Origin of the sequence: Pseudomonas sp. R11F (assembly GCF_050312575.1) — a bacterium.
Taxonomy (GTDB): Bacteria; Pseudomonadota; Gammaproteobacteria; order Pseudomonadales; family Pseudomonadaceae; genus Aquipseudomonas; species Aquipseudomonas palleroniana.
This window is the reverse complement of record NZ_JBNPJU010000052.1, coordinates 1-3,786: the sequence shown is the minus strand read 5'-3', so window position 1 is coordinate 3,786 and position 3,786 is coordinate 1. Positions and strand designations below refer to the sequence as shown.

3 protein-coding genes and 1 tRNA gene are annotated in these 3,786 nt (G+C 53.7%); 2 read left to right on the top strand and 2 right to left on the bottom strand.

Features of this window, described 5'->3' with window-relative positions:
- Positions 1 to 325: 325 nt before the first annotated feature.
- Positions 326 to 402: transfer RNA gene (locus ACQRBV_RS14535), tRNA-Arg, on the bottom strand.
- Between the two features lie 327 nt (positions 403 to 729).
- Here ACQRBV_RS14535 and ACQRBV_RS14530 point away from each other — a divergent pair.
- Both ACQRBV_RS14530 and ACQRBV_RS14525 read left to right on the top strand, forming a co-directional pair.
- Positions 730 to 957, top strand: coding sequence for a hypothetical protein (locus ACQRBV_RS14530; protein WP_104994604.1), 228 nt, complete (start codon positions 730 to 732; stop codon positions 955 to 957).
- 530 nt (positions 958 to 1,487) lie between these two features.
- Complete coding sequence (locus tag ACQRBV_RS14525; protein WP_060757333.1) at positions 1,488 to 1,814, top strand: Arc family DNA-binding protein; 327 nt, start codon at positions 1,488 to 1,490, stop codon at positions 1,812 to 1,814.
- Between the two features lie 104 nt (positions 1,815 to 1,918).
- Here the strand turns inward: ACQRBV_RS14525 and mgtE are convergent, their stop codons facing one another.
- Positions 1,919 to 3,361: a magnesium transporter gene (gene mgtE, locus ACQRBV_RS14520; RefSeq protein WP_060757332.1), complete on the bottom strand. Its 1,443-nt coding sequence runs from the start codon at positions 3,359 to 3,361 to the stop codon at positions 1,919 to 1,921.
- Between the last annotated feature and the right edge of the window lie 425 nt (positions 3,362 to 3,786).

Below are 3,786 nucleotides of genomic sequence, written 5' to 3'. Positions count from 1 at the left end.
AAGCTTTCGAAGATTTCTTCAACAACTTCAACCACTTGCGCTTCCGATCTCTCGTTAGCGGGAGGCGAATTCTACAGACACCAGCAGAGGCGTCAAGCGCTATTTCAAAAAATCGGAATTTTCTTTCTGGGCATCCCCCTCTATCGCTCCCCTCTATATATAGAAAGAGAAAATGACTCTCAGCGAACGCGCTCCGATACTGGAAAGCACGGAGCGAAGCCCACTCGAAAGCGACCAGGAAGCGAAAGAAGATCAAGAGAGGAAAAGAGAAGAAGAAAGACGCGCAAATCAACATGCATCTATAGCGCAACGCCTGGCGTATAGATGGTGTCCCAGGGCCGGTTCGAACGGCCAACCTTCCCCTTAGGAGGGGGATGCTCTATCCAATTGAGCTACTGGGACAAATGGAAGCCGTCAGGCTAAGAGCCCAGTGACGGACGGCGTGCATGTTAACGGCCAAGATAGATTTTGTCATGTCGTCCGTAGGCATTTTGAGTGTAGGCCTAAGCTTGCAAAAGCAAACGCAGTTCAACCCCGCAAATTTGGGCTGCAAATGGAATCGTGCAAATTGCATTGACCCAAAAAGCGAATACATTGCAAATTGCATTCTCTACCCTCACAAAACCAATGCAACCAGTTGATTTTAAAGCATTAAAATATTGGCACGACACCTGCTATACGTCTCCTATAAGCCAGCTTTGCAAAAACTAGTCAGCGGAGAAGAGAACCATGAATAGTGCCGCCCTGTTAGCCCTGAATACCGTAGCCTTGGCCGCGCTGGTGATATTTCATTTTCAGTCCACGAATGCCCAGAACACGACACAGATCAACCAGCCGGTTCCACATCACCTCCAGCAACGCCCGCAATTGGCTGTAATGACCGCCGCCCCGCCCTCCCCCGTTTACACGGCTCAAGGCGCTCAGACTTCGACCACATCCAAACACTGGATCTTCTAAGAGAGTCACCAGACCCGCCGATCCTGGGTTTGGCGCTCATGCAACTCTGCCCGCCTACGACCCAGCCGCAGCATTTATTGCCGGCGTAGCGTCCAGTAGCTTCACGCCGACCCGGTCTACCGGATGAAATCTACCCAAGACCGCGCAGAACCATTTCAGCTCGACCTTATGTCGCCTGACGCTAGCAAATCGGCAAACTGCCACTAGTCTTAAGATTGAGGGCAAAAGGCCATATTGCGGTAGGATGTGCGCCCTCAACCCGCGTGCAGCCTGGGCTTGCGCGACGATCTGAACTCCAGATGCTGCGCAATTTTTTTTCCAACCAGTCCGCAGAATTGAAAATGAGTGCTGGCATAAAGCCTGTAGGCGGTTCAATATTTGTCACAGAATTGACGCCAAGTAAACGTCAAATCTGAGGCATGATGCGGCCTCTTTGCAATTCGGGTTGAACTTTGGTCGTGAGCCTTGTCTTAACACTCATCTTGCGGCCAATTCCAGAAACCGCTCCTCTGAACTAACCGGTTAAATATATGCGCCCATTGAAACAGGCAATTTATTCCAGCCGTACGGCTGACAAGTTCGTCGTACGTCTGCCAGACGGAATGCGGGAACGCATTGCCGAGGTGGCTCGCAATCATCACCGCAGCATGAACTCCGAAATCATCGCCCGCCTGGAGCAGAGCCTTATTCAGGAAGGGGCGCTGGGTGAGGAGTTGAGCATGCGCATGGACAGCCCAGAGCTGTCACTGCATGAACGCGAGCTGCTGCAGCGTTTTCGTCAACTCTCCCACCGCCAGCAAAATGCTCTCGTCTCGCTTATCGCACACGATGTTGAGGCAGCCGCAGAAGCCAATTGATTCACCATTGAAAGCAGAAGCCAGCCAAGTGCTGGCTTTTTTTTGTGCGAAATCTGGGAAAGGAGTATGGAACGAGGGGCAGAATTGCCCCCCGTGAAAAGGCATCAGAGCAGGAAGATCGTTGCCAGGCCCAGGAAGATGAAGAAACCACCACTATCGGTCATGGCGGTAATCATCACGCTGGCCCCCATTGCCGGGTCGCGACCCAAGCGCGCCAAAGTCATAGGGATCAGTACCCCCATCAGAGCGGCCAGCAGCAAGTTGAGCGTCATGGCAGCCGTCATCACAACGCCGAGCGACCAACTGCCATAAAGCATGTAGGCCACAATACCGATCACGCCACCCCAGACGACCCCGTTAATCAGCGCCACCGCCAGCTCCTTGCGCATAAGGCGTGACGTATTACCGGTGTTCACCTGATCAAGCGCCATGGCTCGTACGATCATAGTGATCGTCTGGTTGCCGGAATTACCACCAATACCGGCAACAATGGGCATCAACGCTGCCAGAGCCACCAGCTTCTCAATCGAACCTTCGAACAACCCAATCACTCGCGAAGCAATGAAGGCGGTAATCAGGTTGATAGCAAGCCACGCCCAACGGTTACGCAAGGAACGCCAGACCGAAGCGAAAATATCTTCCTCTTCGCGCAGACCCGCCATGTTGAGAACTTCGGTCTCACTCTCCTCACGAATCAGGTCAACCATTTCATCAATGGTCAGACGACCGATCAGCTTGCCGTTCTTGTCGACCACCGGAGCAGAAATCAAGTCGTAACGCTCAAACGCTTGAGCGGCATCATAGGCGTCTTCGTCCGGGTGAAAACTCACCGGATCACTGGCCATTACCTCCGCAACTTTCTTTTCAGGGTCGTTGACCAACAGGCGCTTGATCGGCAGTACGCCCTTCAGGATACCTTCGTAATCAACGACAAACAGTTTATCAGTATGGCCTGGCAGCTCTTTAAGACGGCGCAGGTAACGCAACACCACTTCCAGGCTGACATCTTCGCGGATGGTGACCATCTCGAAGTCCATCAAAGCGCCGACCTGGTCCTCGTCGTAAGACAACGCGGAACGCACGCGCTCACGTTGCTGGCCGTCGAGCGCCTCCATCAGCTCATGGACAACATCACGGGGAAGCTCTGGAGCAAGGTCCGCCAGCTCGTCCGCATCCATCTCCTTGGCCGCTGCCAGGAGCTCGTGATCGTCCATGTCGGCGATCAGGGTTTCACGGACCGAGTCGGATACTTCGAGAAGGATGTCACCGTCGCGGTCAGCCTTGACCAACTGCCAGAGCGTCAGCCGGTCATCCAGCGGCAAGGCTTCGAGGATATAAGCAACGTCGGCAGAGTGCAGGTCATCGAGCTTGCGTTGCAACTCGACGAGGTTTTGCCGGTGGACCAGGTTTTCGACGCGGTCGTGATGCGGACCTTCCTGGCGGTGCGTGAGGTCTTCGACCACGCGCTGGCGCTGCAGCAGCTCGATGACTTGAGCCAGACGATCCTGCAGGCTTTCCTGTGTTTTCTTTACTTCTACTTCGGTCATAGGCGAACTCCACTCCCAGCAGCGGGGCACGCCGGAAGGATCAATCAGTCAATTCATGATTGGTAAAGCGGGGTACTGAGTAACTACTGGGTAAGTCCATGGAGGTATTCCACAAGCCCCGGCGGGGCTGACGGGCACAATGATACACGCTGCGTGCGCTTTTAACGTTAAAAAACTGGAAAGAACAAGCGCTTGCGAGACAAAGCTCAGATTGGCTGCATCTATGAACTGCGACGACGCAGCTCGAAGGGAAAACACATGAAGCAGGAGAAAAAGATAATGCCTGCGAGAAAACCTACACAAACGCCAGACGGCAAAAAGCCCGCACTAGGCGGGCTTTTTGTTTGTATGGTGCACTCGACAGGATTCGAACCTGTGACCGCTCGGTTCGTAGCCGAGTACTCTATCCAGCTGAGCTACGAGTG